The sequence below is a fragment of the uncultured Pigmentiphaga sp. genome (assembly GCF_937950555.1).
Taxonomy (GTDB): domain Bacteria; phylum Pseudomonadota; class Gammaproteobacteria; order Burkholderiales; family Burkholderiaceae_B; genus Pigmentiphaga.
The window spans coordinates 1-22282 of sequence record NZ_CALFCW010000043.1; the positions used below are offsets into that span (position 1 = coordinate 1).

19 protein-coding genes and 1 pseudogene are annotated in these 22282 nt (G+C 66.7%); 9 read left to right on the plus strand and 11 right to left on the minus strand.

What is annotated here, in order from left to right; genetic code table 11:
* The 3 genes and pseudogenes from Q0319_RS11290 to Q0319_RS11300 all read left to right on the plus strand — a co-directional run.
* Positions 1–292 (plus strand): annotated as a pseudogene (locus tag Q0319_RS11290) (biotin--[acetyl-CoA-carboxylase] ligase); the annotation flags it as partial.
* Positions 289–1137 (plus strand): type III pantothenate kinase, encoded by an 849-nt coding sequence (locus Q0319_RS11295; RefSeq protein ID WP_299452599.1) that lies wholly within the window; start codon positions 289–291, stop codon positions 1135–1137. The pseudogene Q0319_RS11290 and the gene Q0319_RS11295, both read left to right, overlap by 4 nt.
* A 15-nt stretch (positions 1138–1152) precedes the next feature.
* Positions 1153–2019 carry a hypothetical protein gene (locus Q0319_RS11300; protein ID WP_299452602.1) on the plus strand — a complete coding sequence of 289 codons (867 nt, stop codon included), beginning with the start codon at positions 1153–1155 and terminating at the stop codon, positions 2017–2019.
* 12 nt (positions 2020–2031) lie between these two features.
* On the opposite strand, the gene rfaE2 is transcribed toward Q0319_RS11300, so the two are convergent.
* Entirely contained in the window at positions 2032–2514 is a 483-nt protein-coding gene (gene rfaE2 / locus Q0319_RS11305; RefSeq protein ID WP_296467984.1) for a D-glycero-beta-D-manno-heptose 1-phosphate adenylyltransferase, read from the minus strand.
* A 132-nt stretch (positions 2515–2646) separates the two neighbouring features.
* Here rfaE2 and Q0319_RS11310 point away from each other — a divergent pair, with 132 nt between their 5' ends.
* From Q0319_RS11310 to Q0319_RS11320, 3 genes are all read left to right on the plus strand, one after another.
* A complete protein-coding gene (locus Q0319_RS11310; protein ID WP_296467962.1) occupies positions 2647–3306 on the plus strand; it encodes a response regulator in 660 nt (219 codons plus the stop codon).
* A 1-nt stretch (position 3307) separates the two neighbouring features.
* The gene (locus Q0319_RS11315) at positions 3308–4633 is read left to right on the plus strand and encodes an ATP-binding protein (protein WP_299452607.1); all 1326 of its coding nucleotides are present in this window, start codon (positions 3308–3310) and stop codon (positions 4631–4633) included.
* Between the two features lie 67 nt (positions 4634–4700).
* Positions 4701–6137, plus strand: a complete 1437-nt coding sequence (locus Q0319_RS11320; RefSeq protein ID WP_296467966.1) for a DegQ family serine endoprotease — start codon at positions 4701–4703, stop codon at positions 6135–6137.
* A 6-nt stretch (positions 6138–6143) separates the two neighbouring features.
* On the opposite strand, the gene Q0319_RS11325 is transcribed toward Q0319_RS11320, so the two are convergent.
* The 7 genes from Q0319_RS11325 to Q0319_RS11355 all read right to left on the minus strand — a co-directional run bounded on the left by Q0319_RS11325 (position 6144) and on the right by Q0319_RS11355 (position 13441).
* Entirely contained in the window at positions 6144–6983 is an 840-nt protein-coding gene (locus Q0319_RS11325; protein ID WP_296467968.1) for a ferritin-like domain-containing protein, read from the minus strand.
* Positions 6984–7133: 150 nt separating this feature from the next.
* Entirely contained in the window at positions 7134–8567 is a 1434-nt protein-coding gene (locus tag Q0319_RS11330; RefSeq protein WP_299452699.1) for a sodium:solute symporter family protein, read from the minus strand.
* 179 nt (positions 8568–8746) lie between these two features.
* Positions 8747–10300, minus strand: a complete 1554-nt coding sequence (gene ubiB, locus Q0319_RS11335; RefSeq protein ID WP_296467970.1) for a ubiquinone biosynthesis regulatory protein kinase UbiB — start codon at positions 10298–10300, stop codon at positions 8747–8749.
* A 4-nt stretch (positions 10301–10304) separates the two neighbouring features.
* Positions 10305–10919 (minus strand): SCP2 sterol-binding domain-containing protein, encoded by a 615-nt coding sequence (locus Q0319_RS11340; RefSeq protein WP_296467973.1) that lies wholly within the window; start codon positions 10917–10919, stop codon positions 10305–10307.
* A 104-nt stretch (positions 10920–11023) separates the two neighbouring features.
* Positions 11024–11992, minus strand: a complete 969-nt coding sequence (locus Q0319_RS11345) for a TIM44-like domain-containing protein (RefSeq protein WP_296467975.1) — start codon at positions 11990–11992, stop codon at positions 11024–11026.
* A 247-nt stretch (positions 11993–12239) separates the two neighbouring features.
* On the minus strand, positions 12240–13019 hold the full coding sequence (gene ubiE / locus Q0319_RS11350; RefSeq protein WP_296467977.1) for a bifunctional demethylmenaquinone methyltransferase/2-methoxy-6-polyprenyl-1,4-benzoquinol methylase UbiE: 780 nt from the start codon (positions 13017–13019) through the stop codon (positions 12240–12242).
* The gene (locus tag Q0319_RS11355) at positions 13016–13441 is read right to left on the minus strand and encodes a DUF971 domain-containing protein (protein ID WP_296467980.1); all 426 of its coding nucleotides are present in this window, start codon (positions 13439–13441) and stop codon (positions 13016–13018) included. Before Q0319_RS11355 ends, ubiE begins: the two co-directional genes overlap by 4 nt.
* Before the next feature lie 142 nt (positions 13442–13583).
* On the opposite strand from Q0319_RS11355, the gene phoB reads away from it, so the two are divergent.
* The 3 genes from phoB (at position 13584) to serA (ending at position 17010) form a co-directional block, all read left to right on the plus strand.
* The gene (gene phoB, locus Q0319_RS11360; protein ID WP_296467982.1) at positions 13584–14294 is read left to right on the plus strand and encodes a phosphate regulon transcriptional regulator PhoB; all 711 of its coding nucleotides are present in this window, start codon (positions 13584–13586) and stop codon (positions 14292–14294) included.
* Positions 14295–14397: 103 nt separating this feature from the next.
* A complete protein-coding gene (gene phoR / locus Q0319_RS11365; RefSeq protein ID WP_299452702.1) occupies positions 14398–15708 on the plus strand; it encodes a phosphate regulon sensor histidine kinase PhoR in 1311 nt (436 codons plus the stop codon).
* Between the two features lie 102 nt (positions 15709–15810).
* Entirely contained in the window at positions 15811–17010 is a 1200-nt protein-coding gene (gene serA, locus Q0319_RS11370; protein WP_296470953.1) for a phosphoglycerate dehydrogenase, read from the plus strand.
* 23 nt (positions 17011–17033) lie between these two features.
* Here the strand turns inward: serA and Q0319_RS11375 are convergent, their stop codons facing one another.
* The 3 genes from Q0319_RS11375 to Q0319_RS11385 are packed head-to-tail and all read right to left on the minus strand — an operon-like array spanning position 17034 to position 22253.
* On the minus strand, positions 17034–17516 hold the full coding sequence (locus tag Q0319_RS11375) for an HIT family protein (RefSeq protein WP_296470956.1): 483 nt from the start codon (positions 17514–17516) through the stop codon (positions 17034–17036).
* Positions 17513–18280: a flagellar brake protein gene (locus tag Q0319_RS11380; RefSeq protein WP_299452617.1), complete on the minus strand. Its 768-nt coding sequence runs from the start codon at positions 18278–18280 to the stop codon at positions 17513–17515. The genes Q0319_RS11375 and Q0319_RS11380 overlap by 4 nt, the downstream gene beginning before the upstream one ends.
* Before the next feature lie 40 nt (positions 18281–18320).
* Positions 18321–22253, minus strand: a complete 3933-nt coding sequence (locus Q0319_RS11385; protein ID WP_296463725.1) for an FAD/FMN-binding oxidoreductase — start codon at positions 22251–22253, stop codon at positions 18321–18323.
* Positions 22254–22282 lie beyond the last annotated feature (29 nt).

Sequence of the window (22282 nt, forward strand, 5' to 3'; positions counted from 1 at the left end):
CCCCGCCGGCCCGGCGCGGCTCGTCGCCGAAGTCGCCCACGCCTGGCGCGCGGCCGCCCAGGCATATGCGGCCGAGGGCTTTGCGCCGTTTCGCGAACGCTTTGCCCGCTGGGACGCGCTCTACGGCCAACCCGTGCGCATCATCAATGACGGCCGCGTGCTATTCGAAGGCACGGCGCGGGGAGTCGACGAGCGCGCCATGCTCCAGGTCGAAGACGCCGAGGGCCGGCTGCAAGCGGTTACCGTGGGCGACATTTCGGTGCGCGCCGCGCCCCAAGGAGGACTGGCATGAAAGCCGCAGCGCCTGCCGCCCACGACGACCCGCCCACGCTGCTCATCGACGCAGGCAACACCCGCGTCAAGCTTGGGTGGCGCGAAGGCGGCCCTGAGCTGCGCCACCCACTGCAGGCGGCCTTCCGGCACGACGAACTCCCCTCGGCCCTGCCCCGCTGGCTGGCCGAACATGGCCTGCGACCGCAGCGTGCCTTCGGGTCCAACGTCGCGGGCCCGCGCATCGAACAGCTGATCGGCGAGCTCCTGGCGCAGGAGGACTGCACCGTGCACTGGATACGCGCCAGCCGCCGGTTGCTCGGGGTGACCAACGGCTACCGGCACCCAGAACGGCTGGGAACCGACCGTTGGCTCAGCCTGGTCGGGATCTGGCAGGGATGGCGCCGCGCCGCGCCCCCCGGCGCCCCGGCGCCCGTGCACGTAATCGCGCATTTCGGGACAGCAACGACCGTGGACACGCTCGATGCAGGCGGTCGCTTTGCCGGCGGGCTCATCCTGCCCGGCCGCGAACTCATGCGGCAATCGCTCGCCGCGGGCACCGCGGGCCTGCCGCGGGCCAACGGACAGGCCACGCCATTTCCCGACAATACCGACGATGCGATCATGTCGGGCATCGCAGCCGCCCAGGCCGGCGCCGTGGTGCGCCAATGGCTGGCGGCGCGGGAGCGCTACCGGCAGGAACCGCTACTGGTCGCAAGCGGCGGTGCCTGGACCGCCATTGCCGACGAAGTCATCCACCTGATGCGCGCCATCGGCTCGACGCAACCGGTCCGGGTCGTCGACAATCCCGTGCTCGACGGCCTGGCCTGCCTGGCCGAGTCGGGTATCGTTTCCGCTTCATCCTGATCACCCCGGGTTTTCATGCGCAGCCTGTTCGTCTTACTGCTCCTCGCCAATGTGGCGCTCTTCGGCATGGAACGCGGCTGGTTCGGCCAGCCGCTTTCTGAACGAGGCCGAGACCCGGCCAGGCTGAAAATGGAAATCCGGCCCGACACGATCCAGGTGCCGCGCCTGCCGGGCATCAATGCAGCGCCCGAGCCCGCCCCCTGGGCAAGCGTGCCGTCCCCCCAGCGGGCGGCGCCGGCTTCCTCCCCGGCCCGGCCTGCCCCTCCCGGATCGCCCTCCATCGCGACGCCAGCATCTCCCGCCCCCGCTGCGGCGCCGGAATCGCCGCCCCTGCCGTCTGCCCCGGTAACGCCGGCCTACGGCGAACCCGCCCCCCTGGCAACCGAAAATGCTGCGACCACGGGCGAGCCCGTGGCCGGCCGGCCCTTCGCCTGCCTGGAATGGGGCGTTTTCGGTGACGCGGAACTCGGCGCCGCCCAAGACTGGCTCGGCCAACACCTGCCCGGCGTCAAGTACAGCGCCCGGCGCGAAGCAGGCCGCCCAGGCTGGATGGTCATCGTGCCTCCGCTCGGCAGCGCCGCCGCTGCCCAGGCCGCCGCCGCGCAACTTGGCCGGGATGGCGTGAAGGAATATTTCGTCATCCAAGAGGCCGGCCCGTTCCAGTACGGCATCTCGTTGGGCGTGTTCAGCACGGAGGCGGGCGCCCGCAAGCACGCGGCGACCGTGCAAGGCCAAGGCGTGCGCAACGTGAAAGTGGTGCCGCGCGACCCGCAGGGAGGCAAGAACTGGTTACGGCTCGAGGACGTATCGCCCGCCGGGCGCCGCGCGCTGGACGACGCCCGAAGCCTTTTCGGCCGCGCTTCGGTGCGGGACTGCCGCTAGTCCCCGCGCGGCTCAGCTCCCGCGTATGCGCTGGACGAGCTTGGTGGTCGAGCGGTCGTGCTCGAAATCGATGGCGACCGCGTCGCCGCCCCAGCTGCGCACCAGCGCTGTCTCGGGCAGTTTCTCCATGTCGTAATCACCGCCCTTGACGATCAAATCGGGCCGCAGCTTGCCGATCAGCTCGAGCGGGGTGTCTTCGTCGAACCAGGTGACCACGTCCACCGACGCCAGGGCAGCCAGCAGCGCGGCACGATCGTCCTGGCCGTTCAGCGGCCTGTCCGGCCCCTTGCCCAGCCGCCGCGCCGAAGCATCGGTATTGATGGCCACCACCAGCATGGCGCCGAGCTGCGCGGCCGCGTCCAGATAGGTGACGTGGCCGCGGTGCAGAATATCGAAGACGCCGTTGGTGAACACCACGGGACGCGGCCACGCCGCGCGCGCGGCCAGGCATTCATCGGGGCTGAGGATCTTGGATTCGAAGCGGGCAGGCACGATGGGCGGCACACGGATGCAAAGCGTTCATTGTAGAGGCGTGACGGCCGGTCCGTGCAGGAATGCCTTCCGGGCGGCAACGATACACTCTGTGCAGGGCCACGGCCGGGGCCGCCACGGAACGAAGGAATCGCAATGCGACTACTGCTGGTGGAAGACGACCCGATGATAGGGGAAAGCGTGTTCGACGTGCTGCGCGCCGAACACTACGCGGTGGACTGGGTGAAGAACGCCAAGAGCGCCGATACCGCGCTGCGCACCGAGCATTACGACCTGGTATTGCTGGACCTCGGCCTGCCCGACGGTGACGGCCTGGCGCTGCTGCGCGGCCTGCGGGCGCGCAAGGTGCAGACGCCGGTGCTCATCGCGACCGCCCGCGATGCGGTCGAACAACGCATCGCGGGCCTGGATGCGGGTGCCGACGACTACGTGGTCAAGCCCTACGACGTGGACGAAGTGCTGGCACGCATCCGGGCCCTGATCCGGCGCAGCGCCGGACGTGGCGAGCCCTTATACGAACATGGCGGCGTGGTGCTCGACCCGGCCACGCGCACCGCCACGGTCAACGGCGAACCGGTCATGCTCACGGCCAAGGAATGGGCGGTGCTGGAACCGCTCCTGGCGCGGCCCGGCCTCATCCTGTCCCGCGCCCAATTGGAAGAGAAACTCTACAGCTGGAAAGACGAAATCAGCAGCAACGCCGTCGAGGTGTACATCCACGGCCTGCGCAAGAAACTAGGCGCTCAATTCATCCAGACGGTTCGCGGCGTCGGATACGTGATTCCCAAAGGCTGACATGTCGCGCTTTCCCATCCGTTCGCTGCGCGGCCGCTTGCTGGCTTTCCTGCTGGCGGCCATATTCCTCGCGGCGCTGCTGCAAGGCGCCATTGCGTATCGCGGCGCGCTGATCCAGACCGACGAAATTTTCGATCACCAGCTGCGGCGCATCGCGCTCTCCCTGGGCAACGGCAATCCCCTGTTCAGCACGGGGCCGGATGGCGGCGTCCTCGACGACCCCGCCGCACGCGACCTGATCATTCAAATCTGGACGCCAGATGGCGTGCGCCTGTTCCGGTCCACCCCCAAGCTCGTCCTGCCCGATCGCATCGTGCCCGGTTTCTCCACGGTGGAAACCGAAGGCAACGCTTATCGCATGTATACCCTCCAGGCACCCCTGCAGGTCATCCAGGTCGCACAGGACGTACGCGTGCGCAAGTCCACGGCGCGGTCGCTCGCCCTGCGCACGATATGGCCCATCGCCGCCATGGCGCCGCTGCTCATGCTCGTCGTCTGGTGGGTGGTCAGCCACGCGCTGACGCCGGTGGAACGGACGCGCAGGCAGATCGCCTCGCGCCAGCCCGACGACTTGTCCCCGGTCAGCGATTCCGGGCTACCCGATGAAGTCCGCCCTCTCGTCCGGGAGCTCAACCTGTTGCTCGGGCGGGTGCGCCAGGCCTTCGCCGCCCAGCAGCAATTCGTGACCGACGCTGCCCACGAATTGCGCACGCCGCTCGCCGCGCTGAAGCTGCAGCTGGAATCGATCAAGCGAGCTCAAGACGAAGCGTCGCGCCAACAAGCCTTCGAGCGCCTTGCCGCCGGCATCGAACGCAGTGCCCGGCTGGTCGAGCAATTACTGTCGCTGGCACGGCAAGAAGCGCCCGTGGCTTCCTTTGCCGAGATAGACCTGGCAGACGTCGTGCGCACGGCGATCAGCGACGTCCTGCCGCAGGCCCAGGCGCGCGGCGTGGACATCGGCATGGAAGGCGCGCCCAGCGCCCGGCTCCGCGGACAGGGTGACGCGCTGGCGCTGCTGGTGCGCAACCTGGTCGACAACGCGGTCAAGTATGCGCCCCAGTCTGGACGGGTGGACGTGCGGCTCGCGAACGACAGGCAGTGCGTCACGCTGGACGTGGATGACGACGGGCCGGGCATCCCGCCTTCCGAACGCAGCAGGGTGTTCGATCGCTTCTACCGGCTCCATGCGGCAGAGACGCCGGGCAGCGGCCTGGGGCTGGCCATCGTCAAGGCCGTCGCGGCACGCCACGGCGCGACGGTCGAACTGCAGGACTCCCCACTGGGCGGGCTGCGCGTGCGGGTGCGCTTTCCTCATCGCGCGACTTAAGCATGGCTTAAGGAAACGGCTTCACCATCGCGCCATGACTCAACCACTCATGGCAAAGGAGCCGACTATGCATACCCGCAAATTCTCCGCCTCGCACCTGGTTGTGGCGTTGGTTGCCGCAGGCGTATTCGGCGCGGCCGGCGCCGGCGCTCTGACCCGCATCGCCGATGGCCAAGCCGACCCGGCCACCTTGACCACGCCTTCGTCCTCCGCTCCAGTGGGCGCGGCTACCCTGCCCGACTTTTCGCAGATCACGCAAAGCTACGGCCCGGCCGTGGTCAACATCAGCGTTACCGGCGCCCGCAAGGTCGCTGACGATCCGTTCGAGCACTTCTTCCGCGGCTTTCCCGGGTATCCCCGCGGCGGCGAGCGCAGCGTGCCCGTGCGTGGCCAGGGATCGGGGTTCATCGTGAGCCCTGACGGCCTCATCCTGACCAATGCGCACGTGGTGAACGGCGCCAAAGAAGTGACCGTCAAGCTCACCGACCGGCGAGAGTTCCAGGCCAAGGTGCTGGGCGCAGACCCGCGCACCGACGTGGCCGTGCTCAAGATCGACGCAAAAGGCCTGCCCACCGTGAAGCTGGGCGATCCCAACGCGCTGCGCGTCGGGGAATGGGTGCTAGCCATCGGATCGCCCTACGGACTGGAAAACACGGTGACGGCAGGCGTCGTCAGTGCCAAAGGCCGCTCGCTCCCGAGCGACAGCGCCGTGCCCTTCATCCAGACCGACGTGGCGGTCAACCCAGGCAACTCGGGCGGACCGCTGTTCAACTCGCGCGGCGAGGTCGTGGGCATCAACTCGCAAATCTATAGCCAGACCGGCGGCTATCAAGGCCTGTCGTTCGCCATCCCGATCGACCTGGCAACCCGGGTCAAGGACCAGATCATCGCGCATGGCGAAGTACGCCATGCCCGGCTTGGCGTGACCATCCAGGAGGTCAACCAGGCGCTGGCCGACTCGTTCAGGCTCGATGCGCCCGCCGGCGCGCTCGTGGCCCACGTCGAGCCCGGCAGCCCCGCAGACAAGGCTGGACTGAAGGCAGGCGATGTCATACGCGGCATCGACGGCAAGCCCGTAGTCGCCTCGGGCGACTTGCCCGCCGCGATCAGCCTGGCCTCGCCCGGCCAGGAGGTGAAGCTGGAGGTATGGCGCGACGGCAAGCCACGCGACATCGTCGCCAAGCTGGGCGGTGCCGAACCGGAAACCGTCGCCCGGACCGATGCGCCGGGCGCATCCCAAGGCAAACTGGGCCTGGCGCTGCGGCCGCTTTCCCCGCGGGAACGGGCGGCCACGGAAGGCCAAGGTGGCTTAATTGTCGAACAGGCGGTCGGTCCGGCGGAGAAAGCGGGCATCGAGCCCGGCGATGTGCTGCTCGCACTCAACGGGGTGCCCGTGCAAGACGTGGACCAGGTGCGCAGCCTGCTCGCCCAGTCAGGCAATACGGTGGCGCTGCTGATCCAGCGGGGCGACGCGAAACTCTTCGTGCCGGTGCCCTTGGGTTGACGCCGCCTACCGCGCCATGAGCTCCTTGCGGTAGCGGTTCAAGTCCTGCACCGTGGCGAAGCTGCGGCCAAGCAAGGTGGAGAGATTGTGCAAAATGCGGTCGACCACCTTGCTTTCCCATTCCTTGTCGAACTGGATCTGCTCGTCGAGCCAGCGCTCCAGCCAGCCGGGCTCGGGCAGGCGCGACTGGACCGTATCGTTGGGAAAAAGGCTCTTGTTGACGTGCAGGTTGGTGGGATGCAAGGCCTGCGACGTACGCTTGGCCGAGGCCATCAGCACGCCGATCTTGGCGAATGCGGCGCGTGCCTGGTCGGCCAGCTCTTTTCCGCGGTCCGTCAGGGCGCGCTTCATGTACCGGAGATAGGCCCCTGCATGGCGTGCTTCGTCCTGGGCGATGAGCTTGTAGATGGCCTTGATCACCGGCTCGGTGTGCCACTGGGCGGCGCGCCGATACCAGTGATTCAGGCGGATCTCGCCGCAGAAGTGCAAGGTGAGGGTTTCCAGCGCGGGCGCGGCGTCGAACTCGAAGCGAACGTTGTGCAGCTCTTCTTCGGTGGGAACCAGGTCGGGCCGAAAGCGCCGCAAATACTCCTGGAGCACCAGGGAGTGCTTTTGTTCCTCGTAAAACCAGATCGACATGAAGGCGCTGAAGTCGCTGTCTTCGCGGTTGTCGCGCAGGAACATTTCGGTGGCGGGCAATGCCGACCACTCCGTGATCGCGTTCATCTTGATCGTGCGCGCCTGTTCATCGGTCAACAGGCTGGCGTCGAACTGATCCCACGGCACGTCCTTTCCCATGTCCCAGCGCACGGACTCCAGGGATTTGAAAAGCTCCGGGTACAACATGGCGGGCCCCCTGTATCGAAGCCGGCAGCCTGGGCGGGCCAAGGCGCCGGAAGGTCGACGAACGACGGACGATATAGGCGGAGTTTTACCCCCTAATGACGCCTTTCTTCTACACCCGGCGCGCCCGGACGGCAAGCCGATGTAACAAACTCACAGGATAGGATGCAGCGCCGGCCGCTCACGCGCCCGCACGACTTGGGGGAGCAGGCTGCCGAGCCACATACCCGCGAATCCTGCCAGCAAACCGGCCAATTGTGGAGGGAACACCTCTGGGGCGAAGGCCCGGACCAGAAGCCAGGCCACGACCCCGAGGACCGACGACAGCACCGCGCCCTGCGTGGTCGCGCGCCGCCAGTAAAGCCCCATCAACAGCGGCACGAAGGCACCCACCAGCGTGACCGTGTACGCGCCCGCCACCATCTCGTAGATGCTGTCGGATGTGACCAGCGCAAAAGTCAGCACGCACAGCCCGAACACGACCACGGACCAGCGCATGGCACGCAGGAAGGCCTTGTCCGACATCCCCGGGCGGACATGGCGCAGGATGTTCTCGGCGAAGGTCGTGGACGGGGCCAGCAGCGTGGCCGAGGCCGTGGACATGATGGCCGAGAGCAGCGCGCCGAAGAAGAACACCTGCGCCGCGACGGGCATGTGCTCCAGGATGATGGTCGGCAGGATCTTCTGCGGATCCTCCTGCATGAGCTCGCCCACTTTCTCGGGCATGATGCCGAACGCGGCCACCGCGATGTACATGGGGATGAAGGCAAAAGCCAAGTAAAGCAAGCCACCGATGACCGGGCCCCGGCGGGCGGTGGCAACGTCTTTGGACGACATGACCCGCTGGTAGACGTCCTGCTGCGGGATGGATCCCAGCATCATCGTGAGCAGCGCCGCGATGAAGAACAGGATATCGTGCGGCGTGGCAGGCGGCAGCAGGCTGAACAGGTCCCGGCTGGAGGCCTGGTGCACGACCGCGTCCACCCCGCCAGCCAGGTCGGTGGCGAAATACGCAATGGTGAACAACCCCACCACGATGATGATCATCTGGAAAAAATCGGTCAGCGCCACCGACCACATGCCGCCGAACAGCGTGTAGGTCATGACGATAAGGGTGCCGATGATCATGCCCCCCGTCTGTGAAAACACGCCCGGATCGAGCATGTGGAACACCAGCCCCAGCGCCTTGACCTGCGCCGCGACCCATCCCAGGTAAGAGATGATGATGGCCACGCTCATCAAGACCTCGACGAAGGGGCCGTAGCGCTCGCGGTAATAGTCGCCGAGGGTGAGCAGATTGTGCCGGTAGAGGCGGGCGGCAAAAAACAGCCCCACCAGCACCAAGCACATCGACGCGCCGAACGGGTCCTCCACCACGCCGTCCAGGCCTTCCTGCACGAAGACCGCCGGTACGCCCAGCACCGCCTCGGAGCCAAACCAGGTGGCAAAAGTCGTGGCGATGACGATGAACAGCGGAAGGGAGCGGCCGGCAACAGCGTAATCGGTGGAATTCGACACCCGACGAGCGGCGACGACCCCGATGGCGACGGAAACCAGCAGGTATAGCAAGACGAACCAGAACACCATGATGTCGCGGCCACCCGGACAAATGCCAAAACCGCGGGAGTATCGCATAGCGCGCCCCGAAAGCCCAGGCAAAAACAGCGTGCCGGGCACGCCTGAACGCCGCCGTCGCCAGGGCTGTGGAGGCTTCCGGCTGCACCGGCCTGCCTAGGCCAGGCGTGCCGCCGGGCCCCGCCGGTCGTCTAGCGCGACACGGCCCACAAGGCCACGGCCACCCCCACCGCCAACACGCCGGCGATGACCGCCAGCAGGCGGTTGGTCTGCTGCTGCGCCGCCCGCAGGCGCTGCAATTCGGCCAGCGTCTCGCCGGAGCGGTCGGGGCGCGCCAGCTGGCTGTGCACCAGCCGCGGGATCTGGGGAAGCATCTGGGCCCATTGCTGGGATTCGCGCTGGATGCCGTTGCGCAGCGCCGCCCAGCCCACGCGCTCGTTCATCCAGCGCTCAAGATAGGGCTTGGCGGTCTTCCAGAGATCGAGCGAGGGATCGAGCTCACGGCCCAGGCCTTCGATGTTGAGCAAGGTTTTCTGCAGCAACACCAGCTGCGGCTGGATCTCGACATTGAAACGGCGCGAGGTCTGGAACAGCCGCAACAATACCTGCCCGAGGGAAATCTCCGCCAGCGGCCGGTCGAAATACGGCTCGCAACATGCCCGGATCGCACCTTCCAGTTCTTCTTCCCGGGTCCCGGCCGGAACCCACCCAGACTCGATGTGCAGGCGCGCCACCTGCCGGTAATCGCGCCGGAAGAAAGCCAGGAAATTCTGGGCCAGATAGTTTTTGTCGAACTCCGACAGCGACCCGACGATGCCGAAATCGAGCGCGATGTAGCGCCCCAGCGTGCGGGGATCGTCCGACACGTAAATGTTGCCGGGATGCATGTCGGCATGGAAAAAGCCGTCGGCGAACATCTGCGTGAAGCAGATTTCCACGCCATCCCGCGCCAGCTTTTTCAAGTCCACGCCGGCCTCGACCAAGCGGTCGACATGGCTGACGGGGATGCCGCGCATGCGCTCCATCGTGAAAATGGACGGCGAGCAATAATCCCACATCACTTCCGGCACGATCAACAGGTCGCCGCGCGGCCCGTCCGGGGAGAAATTCCGGCGCAGCTGGCTGCAATTGGCGGCCTCGCGCAGCAGGTCGAGCTCGTCGTGGAGGTATTTGTCGAACTCCGCCACCACTTCGCGCGGCTTCAGGCGGCGACCATCGGCGGAAACCTTCTCGATCAGGGCGGCGGCGGCGCGCAACAAGCGCAGGTCTTTCTCGATGATGGGCGCCATGTTGGGCCGCAGCACCTTGACCGCCACCTCGCGGCCGTCGCGCAGCACCGCGAAATGCACCTGGGCGATCGACGCAGAGGCTACCGGGTTACGGTCGAAGCTGGCGAAAAGCTCGTCTGGATGGCGTCCCAGTTCCCGGCGGATGCACTCGATCGCGACTTCGCTCGGGAACGGCGGCACGCGATCCTGGAGCCGGGCCAGCTCGTCGGCGATGTCCGCGGGGATGAGGTCGCGACGCGTGGACAGCACCTGGCCGAACTTGACGAAAATGGGCCCCAGCGTCTCCAGCGCCATCCGCAGGCGTTCGCCGCGCGGCGCATCGAGCTTGCGCCCCAGCCGCAACACGACCAGCAGCCGCTCGGTCCAGGGATGCCGGATGCCGGAGATGACGAGTTCGTCCAGCCCATAGCGGAAGCTGACGAAGATGATGCGAATCAGGCGCAGGAAGGTGAGCATGGCGTCACGCCCCCTTGCCCGGGCTTGCTTCCAGACGGGCGAGCCGCGCGTTCAAATGCTCGACGCGCTTGGCGGCGCGCTCGACGTCGTCCCGCAGCCGGCGCACTTCGCCCGCCCACTGCTGCACTTCCGGCTTCGAGGCCACGGCGCGCGACTCCTCGGCCAGATACTCGGCCACGTTTTCGGCCAGCCGCCAGGCGCCCGCGCGCGCGCCCTGGGCCAGGCCGCGCGCTGTCCGCACGAGGCGGGCCGCGGGGATGTCCCCAATCACGGCAGCCAAGTCCTCCTCCACGTCCCAGCGCAAGTCGCGTGTCAGGTCGCCCACGACGTGCGCCAGGGCGGCATCCCCTTCGATGCGCACGGCGCCCATGCGACGGGCGGCATCTTCTGACAGCAGATCCGGGAGCCGGCCCGTATCCACGCTAAGCGTGACGTCGGGGGCAGCCTCCGGTCCGGCGGCCTGCACGAGTCCGTGAGGGGTGATGGTCAGCGCCAGATGCATGCCGCCGGCGACGAGGCAGGCCGTCTTGCCGGCATGCGGGCGGAGCCTTTCGCGCGCCCAGGGTTCGCGCAGCAACAGCGCGTTGAGCACCCGGATGGCGACGGCGGAAGGATTCAACGAGGACACGGGCATAGGGACGGAAAAAAATACGCCCGTCCGCAGACGGGCGCTCCACGGGGTTGGACCCCGCAAGTTTACCGGCTCGCGAGCCGGAACGTGATTTATTCGTCCCGGGCCGGGATCTGCTGCACGCCGGCCAGCAGCCACCCGCCGTCGTTGGGCTTGAAGAGATTCCAGACCTCCTCGAAACGGAAGGCCTCGGTGCCCGGCGCTTCGCGCAGCATGCCCGAGAAGCGGACGCTGGCAAGGTGCCCGTCGGAGACCGTCTCGATGCCCAGCAGCTCGGCATTGAGCAGGACCACCTCGGTGACGTTTTGCCCTTCACGCTTGCCGATCTGCTGGCTCAGCTCGGCGAGGAGGTCGTCCGTCACCAGCTCGCGCAGCTCATCGATATCGCCGCGGTCCCATACCCCCTGCAGCTTGACGAAGTAGTTCTTCGCGTGGCGCAGGAAGTTCACGGTGTCGAAGTCGCTCGGGATGCCCCATTCCCCCTTGGCGGGCTCTTCCACCGCCGTCGCAGTGGGGGCGGCAGCAGGAGCGGCCGCGACGGGCGCCAAAGGTGCCCGCGCCATGGGCTGGACCGGCGGCTCCTCCCGTTGGAAGCGGCTATTGCCCGCACCTTGCAGTGCCGGCTGCTGGCCACCGCGCAGGCGACGCAGGATGAACATCAAGGCAAAGACCACCAGCGCGATCAAGAGCAGGCTGCCGATGAACTCGGCGGCAGCGGCCCCGAGGCCGAAGTGCGACAGCAACGCGGCGAGGCCCAGGCCCGCGGCAATGCCGGCAATGGGCCCAAGCCAGCGCGACATGCCGCTGCGCGCCGCCGTGGCGCCGGCGGCGCCCGCCGCAGCCGGAGCAGCCTGCGACGGCGCGGCCTGCTGGCCCTGTTGCTGGGGATTACGCGCCGGCGGCACGGCCTGCCGCTGGGTGACGTTGCTCGATTGACGGCCTATGCTGCCTCCGCCCCCGAGGCGCTTGGCCAAGGCGTCGTGCGAAACGCCGAGCATCGCCACCGTCGAGATGGCAATGACCAGCGCCGGAAGGATCCGGGAAAAGAATCGTCGAGACATTGTATGGATTCTCCTGTAATCAATGTCGTGGCTGCGAGCGCCTACCGAACCGCGCCGGACCTTGTCCGAAGCGCCCGGCGCGCCCACCCGCCGTTTCCGTCAGTCCGGGCCCGGCCGCTACGCCCCCGCAGACGCGACGCCCCGCCTTTCCTGACAATAAGCTGAAATTTAACGGACTGAGCAACAAATCGCCAGTCGCAAGCGCCTGGATTTGCAAGGAAGATGCAACAGTGCCTGACCTCGCGCCCTAGAGCCGAACGCCCTCGTGCAGGGCGACCACACCGGCAGTCAAGTTGAAATATTGCACCCGCGCCAAGCCCGCCTTCTCCAGCATGCGGGCCAAGGTCTCCTGGTCGGGGTGCATGCGGATGGATTCGGCGAGGTACCGATAGCTGGCCTCGTCCTTGGCCACCTTGCGGCCCAGCCACGGCAGCACGTTGAACGAATACCAGTCGTAGGCCGCGCGCAGGGGTTTGGCCACCTGCGAAAACTCCAGCACGAGCAGCTTGCCGCCCGGGCGCAGCACGCGGGTCATCTCCGCCAGGGCAAGGTCCTTGTGCGTCATGTTGCGCAAGCCGAACGCCACGGTCACCCGGTCGAAATAGCCATTCGGGAAAGGTAGCTTCTCGGCATCACACACTGCGGTCGGTATGATCAGCCCCTCATCGAGCAGCCGGTCGCGCCCGACGCGCAGCATGGAATCATTGATGTCGGTGAGCCATACCTCGCCCGTCGGCCCGGCACGGCGCGCGAAGGCCTTGGCGAGATCGCCGGTGCCGCCCGCGATGTCCAGGACTTTCATGCCCGGACGCACGCCCGCACGCGCCACGGTGAACAGCTTCCAGGCCCGGTGGAGCCCGCCGGACATCAGGTCGTTCATCAGATCGTAACGGGAGGCCACCGAATGGAAGACTTCGGCGACCTTTCGGGCTTTCTCGGCTTCGGCCACTTTCTGGAAGCCGAAATGCGTGGTGCCGTCCGCGACGTCGACGCTCTCCGGACCCGCGGAATAATGCTTATCGCTCATTGTTTACCTTCACGGCGTACTTCGGTTGTTTCCAGGCCGTCCAGTGGCTCGGGATCGCGGGACGCGCCGGCAGCCTCGAGCGCAGCGAGATATTCGGCCCAGAGCCGGTCCTGGTCGCGCCCGAGCGCATACAGGATGTCCCAGGAGTAAATGCCCGTGCTGTGCCCGTCGGAAAAATGGGGCTGCACCGCATAGTTGCCCACCGGGTCCAGTGCCACGATGTCGACGTCGCGCTTGCCGACCTGCAAGGTTTCCTGGCCCGGCCCATGCCCGCGCACTTCGGCGGAGGGGCTATAGACCCGCAGCAGCTCGAACGGCAGCTTGAAAGTCTTGCCGTCATCGAAGGAGATCTCGAGCACCCGGGACTTGCGGTGCACGACGATGTTGGTCGGCGAAGGGATGTGTTTGTCGAGGCCTGCCATAATTTTCTCGCGCTAAGCCCTCCATGGTAGCCGATGGACGCGCCGCGCCCCCGCCACCGAAGGAACCGGTGCCCGCGTGTCACATACGTGAAACAATACCGCCATACTATGGACATGCTTGAGCAACCTTGAGCGGCACACCATGTCCAGCACCATTTTAGTCGTCGAAGACGAACCGGCCATCCAGGAGCTGATTTCCGTCAACCTGTCCTTCGCGGGCCATAAAGTCTTGCGGGCGGCCGATGCGGAACAGGCGCAAACCCTGATCCGCGCCGAACTGCCCGACCTCATCCTGCTCGATTGGATGCTGCCCGGCACGTCGGGAATCGCCCTGGCCCGCAAGCTGCGTGCCGAAGAGCGCACCAAGGGCGTTCCCATCATCATGCTCACCGCCAAGGGCGCGGAACAGGATAAAGTCGACGGGCTCGAAGCCGGGGCCGACGACTACATCACCAAGCCGTTCTCGCCCAAGGAGCTCATGGCCCGCATCAAGGCCGTGCTGCGCCGGCGGGCGCCCCAGCTGACCGACGACCCGATCGAGGTGGCCGGGCTGCAGCTGGACCCGTCTACCCACCGCCTCAACGGCCATGGCCGGCCCCTCGACATCGGGCCGACGGAATTCCGCCTGCTACATTTCTTCATGACCCACCCCGAACGGGTCTTCACGCGCTCGCAATTGCTGGACCACGTCTGGGGGGATCACGTGTTCGTCGAAGAACGGACCGTGGACGTGCACATCCGCCGCCTGCGCAAGGCGCTCGAGCCGAGCAAGCACGATTGCCACATCGAAACCATCCGCGGCAGCGGCTACCGGTTCACGGCGCGTCCCGCCATGAACGGCAGCGGCGCCTGATCCGCCTTCGCGAACGGCACCGATCGATGAAGCCGGCCCGCTCTGCGGCTTCTGCCCCCTCGCCCCGTCGTTTACCCCGGCCCGCAATGCGACAATGCCCGCCATGGTCTGGCTACGCACCCTCCTCGCCGCCCTAGCCTGGGCCGCGCTGGCCGCCCTCGCCCGGCCCGCCACCGGCAGGTTCGGCTGGGAAGTGCTCTGCTTCGGACTGGGAACGCTGCTGCTGTGGCACGTCTGGCAGCTCTCGCGGGTCACGCGCTGGACCCTCGACTTGAAGCGTCCCCCACCTGCGTCGGCCGGCTCATGGGATGACGCGCTGGCGCGCATTTATCAGCACCTGCGCCAGCAGGAGCGCCAGCTGGCGGAGCTGGAAGGCAACGTGCACGGGTTCTTCGCCGCCGCGCAGGCACTGCCCGACGGCTTGGTCACGCTGGACCATGAATTCCACATCGACTGGTGCAACCGCGTCGCGCGCCAGCACCTGGGCCTGCGCTTTCCTGCAGACCGCGGCCAGAACCTGCTGAACCTCGTGCGCGCGCCATCCTTCGTGGAATACGCCCGCCAGCCGGAATGGCCCGCCCCGTTGCTGATGCGCAGCCCGGGAGGCGGTGAGCGGATGCTGCTGGCGCAACTCATTACGTACGGCGGGAACCAACGCATGCTGCTGACCCGCGACGTCACGCAGCTCGAAAAACTCGAGACGACTCGCCGCGATTTCGTCGCCAACGTCTCGCACGAACTGCGCACGCCGCTCACGGTCCTGGCCGGGTTCCTGGAAACGCTGCGCGACATGCCGCCCGACGCCCTCAGCGAGGATCAACGCGCGCACTACCTCAAGCTGATGCACGACCAGGCCCAGCGCATGCAGGCCATCGTCGCGGACCTGCTCACCCTTTCGACCCTGGAATCCTCGCCCAGCGCCGACCCGCGCCCCGTCGGCATGCTCGGGCTGATCGAAACCGCATTGGGCCAGGCGCGCGCGCTTTCGGCCGGCCGCCATGCGTTCGCCAGTGAAGTCGATGCCGGGCTGGACATCCTCGGCACCGCCACCGAGATTGCCTCTGCCCTGTCCAACCTCATCGTCAACGCCGTGCGCTACACGCCCGACGGGGGCCGCATCTCCGTGAGCTGGCGACGCACGCCCGACGGCGGCGCCTGCTTCGCCGTCCGGGATACCGGCATCGGCATCGCTCCCCATCACCTGCCGCGGCTGACCGAGCGCTTCTATCGGGTCGACCGCAGCCGCTCGCGTGAATCTGGCGGCACGGGGCTGGGCCTGGCGATCACCAAGCACATCGCCATGCGGCATGAAGCCGAATTGACAATCGACAGCGAGCTGGGGCAAGGCAGCACGTTCTCCTTGATTTTCCCCGAATCCCGCATCGCCGAGGGCGACCAAACCGGTCGGCACTAGGGTTTCTCCGGACCTGGCGCACGCCTGGGGTTAAGATAGGAAAACCCATACCCGCCGGCCGCCTCACGCCGAAGCGCGCCGCCCTAGCCGGAACCGTACCCCATGGCGAAAATCGTCTTACTCGAGAACATTCACCCCAGCGCGGTCGAGGTTTTCTCCGCCGCCGGCTTCACGCAGATCGAAACGCACGCCAGCGCCCTTCCGCCGGAGGCGCTACGCGACGCCCTGCGGGGCGCGAGCGTCGTGGGCATACGCTCCCGCACACACCTGGACGCCAGCATCATTACCAGCCTGCCCGACCTGCGGGTCATCGGCTGCTTCTGCATAGGCACCAACCAGGTCGACCTCGCCACCGCCATGGAAAGCGGCATTCCGGTCTTCAATGCCCCGTTCTCCAATACGCGCTCGGTGGCCGAATTGGTCTTGGCGGAAGCCATTCTGCTCTTGCGGCGCATCCCCGAGAAAAACCTGCGGGTCCACCAAGGATACTGGGACAAGAGCGCAACCGGTGCCTACGAGGCACGCGGCAAGACGCTGGGCATCATCGGTTACGGAAACATCGGCTCGCAGGTGGGCATCCTGGCCGAAGCCCTGGGCATGCGCGTGATCTTCCACGACGTCGAGGCCAAACTGCCGCTGGGCAACGCCCGCGCCTATCCGGACCTGTCTGCGCTGCTAGCCGAGGCCGACGTCGTGACCTTGCACGTCCCCGGCGGCCGCGCGACCCAGAACATCATCAACGCCGAAACCTTGGCCCAGATGAAGCGCGGCGCGATCCTCATCAATGCGTCGCGGGGCACCGTGGTGGACATCGACGCCCTGAAGGCAGCGCTGGACGCGGGCCACTTGCGCGGCGCGGCGCTCGACGTGTTCCCCGTCGAACCCAAGAGCGTAGACGAACCGCTCAAGAGCCCGCTCATCGGCATGCCCAATGTCATCCTGACCCCCCACATCGGGGGCAGCACGATGGAGTCGCAGGAAAACATTGGCAAGGAAGTCGCGGAAAAACTCGTGCGCTTCATCCAGAGCGGAACCACCAAAGGGGCAGTGAACTTCCCCGAGCTGCCGCACCAAGACCTCGCCGGCACCGCGCGCATCCTGCACGTGCACCGCAACGAGCCGGGCGCCCTGGCCACGCTCAACGCAGTCTTCGCCGAACGCAAGATCAACATCTGCAGCCAACAGCTGCAAACCAAAGGGCCGATCGGCTACGTGTTAACCGACATCGGCAACCAGGCCGACGCTGCGCTCATGGAAGCCCTGCGGCGACTACCCATCACCGTGCGCTGCGACCTGCTGTAGGCGGCGCCGGACCGGCCCGCGGGTCACGTGGCGCACGTGGCGCGGCCGAAACGCACCGATAGCCGTTCTTGGAGCCGGTCGTGAAACGCCGGCACGCGCCCGGCGGCGTCCTGCAGCATGCGCCGGAACGCTTCCGGCTCATCGCCCGCCGGTACCCGCGGCGGCGCCCATATCGCATCGGGAAAATGACGGTCTCCGCGCCAGCGCGGAATGATGTGCCAATGCAGGTGAGGCACCATGTTACCCAGCGCAGCCACGTTCACCTTATCCGGACGCATGTGGTCGCGCATGACCGACTCGACTTCGCACACCACTTGCATCAGGAGCGACCTGTCGGCATCGCCGAGATCGGTCATCTCTGCCGCATGGGCGAGCCAGATGACGCGCACGTAGCCTGGATAGTCCGCGTCATCGACGGCAATCACGCGAAGTTTGTCGTTGCGCCATAGTGCAGGGGCGTTGGCCGAGGCGCAGAGGGGGCAAGGGGAAAGCGGGGCGGAACTCATGGGTCGAGCATACCAGGAGCTTCGCCCGCGCCCAGCCGCGCCTGTACCTTGCCGATGAAGCGCTGCAGCGCCTGCAAAGCCTCCTCCCCGACACCGCTCATCGTGCACCCCACGTGATAGCCGCTGCGGGGCGGGCGGCAGGGCGTGACGTGCATGACTTTGAGATCCGCCTCGAACGTCGTGGCGGGCTCGAGCGAGATGGACGCCCTGCCGACTTGCGCGCCGACCTCGAGGAGGGGGCCGCCTGGCGCCAGGCGCAAGCCGATGCCGGTCATGCTGACGTCGATGACCTCCAGCTCGAACTCGTGCGCCGCAGCGCCCAGCCTCACCCGGGCTACTGCCGGCCCCGGGGGACGGACGCGGGCGTGCAAGCGCCGCTGAAAGCGGTAGATGTGCAGCGGCAAGAGGCAGCTCAACTGGCTCCGGCCGGGGCCCGGCAGCCACAACAAGTTGAGGGCGGGGAATTGGATCTTGACATGGTCCAGGTACCCGACGGCCACCACCTCGCGGGACTGGACCAGCTGCTGCAAGCGTTCGTCGCCCTCGGCGCCGCGCAGCCATAGCAGGCGCCGGCCACGATCCACCTGATCGATGGCGGAGAGGTAGGAGACGCCATCCTCGCTGGAGAGCGACAGGATCTCGCCCTGTTCGGCCATCCGCCCGAGCAGGGTGAGGATCTCGAGCGGCTGGGAGATGCGAAAGTCCTCCAGCGACGCCGCATCGACCGGCTCGGGCGACAGCGGAAGCAAGGGGTTCGCTTTCATCGCGGCAGCCGCGGCGCATCGTGCCGATGCGCCGCAACACTCAAAGCAGCACGCGTTCGATGCCGCCCTCGTTCGCCCTCCTGACGTAGTCCTCCATCCATTGCTGCCCCAGAACGTTACGTGCGATCTCGACGACGATGTAGTCGGCATCGAGGTTCGCGTCATCGTTGTAACGACTCAGCCCCTGCAGGCACGACGGGCAGGAAGTGAGCACTTTGACCTGGCCGTTGTACCCGTCGGCGCGCAATTTGTCGGCGCCTTTGCGCAGCTCCTCTTCCTTGCGGAATCGGACCTGCGTGGAGATGTCTGGCCGGGTGACCGCCAGGGTACCCGATTCGCCGCAGCAGCGGTCGCTCTTGTCCACGCCCTCGCCGACCAGCGCCCGGACCGTTTTCATCGGATCCTGCAGCTTCATGGGCGTGTGGCAGGGATCGTGGTACATGTACCGTGCCCCCGTCACGCCGTCCAGCTTGATGCCCTTCTCGAGCAGGTACTCGTGAATGTCGATCAGCCTGCACCCCGGGAAGATCTTGTCGAACTCGTAGCCGGCGAGCTGATCGTAGCAGGTCCCGCAGCTGACGACGACGGTCTTGATGTCCAGGTAGTTCAGGGTGTTGGCCATCCGGTGGAACAAGACGCGGTTCTCGGTGATGATCTTCTGCGCCTTGTCTTCCATGCCGTTGCCGCGCTGGGGGTAGCCGCAGCACAGGTAGCCCGGCGGCAGGACGGTCTGGACGCCCGCATGCCAGAGCATCGCCTGGGTCGCCAGTCCGACCTGCGAGAACAGCCGCTCGGACCCGCATCCGGGGAAATAGAACACCGCCTCCGTGTCGGCCGAGGTCTTGTGCGGATCGCGGATGATGGGGATGTACTTGGGATCCTCGATGTCGAGCAGCTTGCGCGCGGTCTGCTTGGGCAGGTTGCCCGGCATCTTCTTGTTGACGAAGTGCACGACCTGCTCGCGGATGGGCGGCTTGCCCACCGTGGCCGGCGGATGCTCGGTCTGCTTGCGCGCGAATTTGGCCAAGAGGTCGTGCGCCAGGCGCTGCGCCTTGTAGCCCACGTCCACCATGGCCTTGCGCGTGGCGTTAATCGTGCGCGGATCTTTCGCGTTCAGGAAAAACATCGCGGCCGCCGTGCCCGGATTGAACGACTTGCGGCCCATGCGGCGCAGCAGGCTGCGCATGTTCATGGATACGTCGCCGAAGTCGATGTCCACCGGACAGGGCTTCTCGCACTTGTGGCAGACCGTGCAGTGATCGGCCACGTCTTCGAATTCTTCCCAGTGCTTGATGCTGATGCCGCGCCGCGTCTGCTCCTCGTAGAGGAACGCCTCGATCAGCAGCGATGTCGCGAGGATCTTGTTACGAGGCGAATACAGCAAATTCGCGCGCGGCACGTGCGTGGCGCAGACGGGCTTGCATTTGCCGCAGCGCAGGCAGTCCTTGATGGCATGGGAGATCGCGCCGATGTCGCTCTGCTGCATGATGAGCGACTCGTAGCCCATGAGGTTGAAGCTCGGCGTGTAGGCATGGCGCAGGTCGCCACCCGGCATGAGCTTGCCCGCATTGAACCGGTTGTGCGGATCGATGCGACGCTTGTACTCCTGGAACGGCGCCAGCTCTTGCTCGGAGAGGAATTCGTACTTGGTGATGCCGATGCCGTGCTCCCCGGAAATCACGCCGTCCAGCCGCCGGGCGACGTCCATGATGCGCGCCACGGCCTCGTTGGCCTCCTGCAGCATCTCGTAGTCGTCGGAGTTCACCGGGATGTTGGTGTGGACGTTGCCGTCGCCCGCATGCATGTGCAGCGCGACGAACACCCGGCCCTTGAGCACACGGTCGTGTATTTCCTGAGCCTTGGCCAGGATGGGCGCACAGGCGGCGCCCGAGAAGATGCGCGAGAGCGGGGCGCGAATCTCGTTCTTCCAGGAGACGCGCACCGTGCGATCTTGCACGACGTCGAACACCCTCGCCTCGGGCTGCACTTGCAGGCGTTCCTGGAGGCCCTGCAGCAGCTGCCCCAGGCCGATGCGGGCGAACTCGCCCAGCGTGTCGGCCAGCCGCAGGTCCATGTTGTTCAAAATCCAGTTCCAGCGCGCGCGCACGGCATCGAGCAGCTCGAGCGCCTGGGCGGCGCGGTCGCCGAGGATTTCTTCGCGCGACAGTTTTTCGCCTTCCGCGTCCTCGCTCTTGCCCAGGGGCAGGTCGCCGCTATCGAAAAACTCGGCCAGGCGATCGACTAGCTTGAGTTTGTTGCGGATGGACAGCTCGATGTTGATGCGCTCGATCTCGTCGGTGTACTCGCCCATGCGGGGCAGCGGGATCACGACGTCTTCGTTGATCTTGAACGCATTGGTGTGCCGCGATATCGCCGCCGTGCGCGAACGGTCGAGCCAGAATTTCTTGCGCGCCTCGGCGCTGACGGCGACGAAGCCTTCGCCGTGACGCGTGTTGGCCAAACGCACGACCTCACTGGCCGCCACGGCCACGGCGTCCTCGTCGTCCCCGACGATGTCGCCGATCAGCACCATCTTGGGCAGGGTGCCGCGCTTGCTCTTGGTCGCATACCCCACTGCCCGCAGATAACGCTCGTCCAAATGCTCCAGGCCCGCCAGGATGGCGCCGCGCGCGCGCCCTTCCCCGTCGAGGTAGTTCTTGATCTCGACGATGGAAGGAATCGCATCCCGCGCCTGTCCGAAAAACTCCATGCACACGGTGCGCACGTGCTTGGGCATGCGATGCAGCACCCAGCGGGCGGACGTGATCAGGCCGTCGGTGCCTTCCTTCTGCACGCCCGGCAGGCCGGCCAGGAACTTGTCGGTCACGTCCTTGCCCAGGCCTTCCTTGCGGAACACGCGGCCTTCGATCTCCAGGACCTGGCTGCGCAGCAGGCGCTCGCCCGGCTTGCCGGCGCCGTCGAACCACTTGAGCTCGAAGCGCGCCACCGGCACGTCGTGGATCTTGCCCAGGTTGTGCTCCAGTCGGGTGACTTCGAGCCAATTCCCATCCGGGTCGACCATGCGCCACCAGGCCAGGTTGTCGAGTGCCGTCCCCCACAGCACGGCTTTCTTGCCCCCCGCGTTCATGGCGACATTGCCGCCCACGCAGGACGCCTCGGCCGAGGTCGGGTCCACCGCGAACACATATCCCGCCTTATCGGCGGCGTCGGCCACGCGCTTGGTAACGACGCCCGCGCCGGTGAAGATCGTGGCCACCTCGCGGTCGACGCCCGGCAGCGGCCCCACCGTGACCTCGCTCAGGGTTTCGAGCTTCTCGGTATTGATGACGGCGGACTTCCAGGTCAGCGGCACCGCGCCGCCCGTATACCCCGTGCCGCCCCCCCGCGGAATGATGGTCAGCCCGAGCTCGATGCAACCGCGCACCAGGGCGGCGACCTCTTCTTCACTGTCGGGGGTGAGCACCACGAAGGGGAACTCGACCCGCCAGTCGGTCGCGTCGGTGACGTGGGCTACGCGCGACAGGCCGTCGAACTTGATGTTGTCGCGTGCCGTGGCACGGCCCAGGACCTTCTGCACCCGGCGGCGCAATTCGAGCGTCTCGGTGAACTGATGCTCGAAAGCCTGCACCGCCCGGCGCGCCATCTCCAGCAGGCGGCCCACTTTGCCGTCGCGCTCGGGATCGTCCGGCTCGCGGCGGCGCTCGATCTCGCGCAGGCGATGATGCAGGGCCTCGATCAACAGGTGCCGGCGCTTGGGGTTGTCGAGCAGGTCGTCTTGCAGGTAGGGGTTGCGGCGCACTACCCAGATGTCGCCCAGGACCTCGTACAGCATCCGCGCCGAGCGCCCGGTCCGGCGCTCGCTGCGCAGCTCGCTGAGCATCTCCCAGGCTTCCGGCCCCAGGATGCGGTGCACGATCTCCCTGTCGGAGAAAGACGTGTAATTGTAGGGAATCTCCCGCAGGCGGGTCGGCACGTGCGCAGAAGCGAGGGCGATGGGCAAAGGGGCATTCATGGTGGGGCTGTACTTCATCCCGAAGGTAG

Excerpts from the sequence above, each read along its gene's own strand:
- Q0319_RS11295 (WP_299452599.1), top strand. The coding sequence starts at position 289 with ATGAAAGCCGCAGCGCCTGCCGCCCACGACGACCCGCCCACGCTGCTC.
- Q0319_RS11300 (WP_299452602.1), top strand. The coding sequence starts at position 1,153 with ATGCGCAGCCTGTTCGTCTTACTGCTCCTCGCCAATGTGGCGCTCTTC.
- Q0319_RS11310 (WP_296467962.1), top strand. The coding sequence starts at position 2,647 with ATGCGACTACTGCTGGTGGAAGACGACCCGATGATAGGGGAAAGCGTG.
- Q0319_RS11315 (WP_299452607.1), top strand. The coding sequence starts at position 3,308 with ATGTCGCGCTTTCCCATCCGTTCGCTGCGCGGCCGCTTGCTGGCTTTC.
- Q0319_RS11320 (WP_296467966.1), top strand. The coding sequence starts at position 4,701 with ATGCATACCCGCAAATTCTCCGCCTCGCACCTGGTTGTGGCGTTGGTT.
- Q0319_RS11325 (WP_296467968.1), bottom strand. The coding sequence starts at position 6,983 with ATGTTGTACCCGGAGCTTTTCAAATCCCTGGAGTCCGTGCGCTGGGAC.
- Q0319_RS11330 (WP_299452699.1), bottom strand. The coding sequence starts at position 8,567 with ATGGTGTTCTGGTTCGTCTTGCTATACCTGCTGGTTTCCGTCGCCATC.
- ubiB (WP_296467970.1), bottom strand. The coding sequence starts at position 10,300 with ATGCTCACCTTCCTGCGCCTGATTCGCATCATCTTCGTCAGCTTCCGC.
- Q0319_RS11345 (WP_296467975.1), bottom strand. The coding sequence starts at position 11,992 with ATGTCTCGACGATTCTTTTCCCGGATCCTTCCGGCGCTGGTCATTGCC.
- ubiE (WP_296467977.1), bottom strand. The coding sequence starts at position 13,019 with ATGAGCGATAAGCATTATTCCGCGGGTCCGGAGAGCGTCGACGTCGCG.
- Q0319_RS11355 (WP_296467980.1), bottom strand. The coding sequence starts at position 13,441 with ATGGCAGGCCTCGACAAACACATCCCTTCGCCGACCAACATCGTCGTG.
- phoB (WP_296467982.1), top strand. The coding sequence starts at position 13,584 with ATGTCCAGCACCATTTTAGTCGTCGAAGACGAACCGGCCATCCAGGAG.
- phoR (WP_299452702.1), top strand. The coding sequence starts at position 14,398 with ATGGTCTGGCTACGCACCCTCCTCGCCGCCCTAGCCTGGGCCGCGCTG.
- serA (WP_296470953.1), top strand. The coding sequence starts at position 15,811 with ATGGCGAAAATCGTCTTACTCGAGAACATTCACCCCAGCGCGGTCGAG.
- Q0319_RS11375 (WP_296470956.1), bottom strand. The coding sequence starts at position 17,516 with ATGAGTTCCGCCCCGCTTTCCCCTTGCCCCCTCTGCGCCTCGGCCAAC.
- Q0319_RS11380 (WP_299452617.1), bottom strand. The coding sequence starts at position 18,280 with ATGAAAGCGAACCCCTTGCTTCCGCTGTCGCCCGAGCCGGTCGATGCG.
- Q0319_RS11385 (WP_296463725.1), bottom strand. The coding sequence starts at position 22,253 with ATGAATGCCCCTTTGCCCATCGCCCTCGCTTCTGCGCACGTGCCGACC.